This window comes from Streptosporangium nondiastaticum (assembly GCF_003011965.1).
Classification (GTDB): Bacteria; Actinomycetota; Actinomycetes; order Streptomycetales; family Streptomycetaceae; genus Streptomyces; species Streptomyces nondiastaticus.
Window position 1 is genome coordinate 1 of sequence record NZ_PXWG01000319.1, and the last position, 938, is coordinate 938.

The following is a 938-nucleotide window of genomic DNA, read 5'->3' on the forward strand; positions in this document are numbered from 1 at the left end:
GCCGCGCTGCGCGAGCGCTGGCCCGACCCGGCGGAGACGCTGCTCACGGCGCTCGGCCCCGGCCCCCGGCTGTGGGAGCGCGGCCCGGGCCACCCCGACCTGCTGACCGTACGGCTGGGCACGGCCGACCGGCATTCGGCCGGGAGCGGCGCGCTGCTGCCGTCGGTCCCGGTGACGGTCGCGCTGCGCGAGGCCGGTTCGCTGGGGCTCGCGGGCCCGCGGGGGCGCCTGTCGGCGCTGGCCCGCTCCGTGCTGGCGCAGCTGGCGGCGCTGCACGCCCCGGCGTCCCTGGAGTTCGTGCTGATCAGCGCGGACCGGGCGCGCCCGGTCGAGGAGCGCCTGGCGGAGTGGTCGTGGCTGGGCTGGCTGCCGCAGCTGCGCCCGGTGCGCGGGCAGGACTGCCGGCTGCTGGTCGCGTACGACCGCGAGCAGGCCGCGGCGCGCACGGCGGAGCTGGTGCGGCGGCTGGACGAGGGCCCGCTGGGCCCGCACTGGGCGGCGGCGGCCCCGGCGGCAGTGGCGGCCGCGGCGGAGCGTCACTCCGGCCCGTACACGGTGGTGGTCGTGGACGGCGATCCCGGTTCGGCGGAGTTGCGGGAGACGGTGTCCCGGCTGGCGGTGGGCGGTCCCGCGGCGGGCATCCACCTCGTGTGCCTGGCGGACGCGCCGGCGACCACGCCGGCGTCGCCGGTGGCGTCGACGCTGGCGACTGCTCGTGCGGCGGCTCCGGCGTTCCCGTACTGCGGCGCGGTGGCGCTGCTGAGCGGTGACGTGGCCACGGTGGTGCAGGTGATCCACCGCGCGCCGGTGCAGCACGCCGCGGCGCAGCACGACGCCGCGGCGGAGGCGGAGGCGCCGTCCGGTCCGGCCGTGATCGCGGCGGTGGACGCGGTGTCGCGCGCGTGGGCCGAGCGGTTCGCGCGGGCGCTGGCGCCGCT

At 80.1% G+C, this 938-nt stretch carries 1 pseudogene; it reads left to right on the top strand.

Annotated elements, in window-relative coordinates:
- Positions 1-938 (top strand): annotated as a pseudogene (locus B7P34_RS36005) (hypothetical protein); the annotation flags it as partial.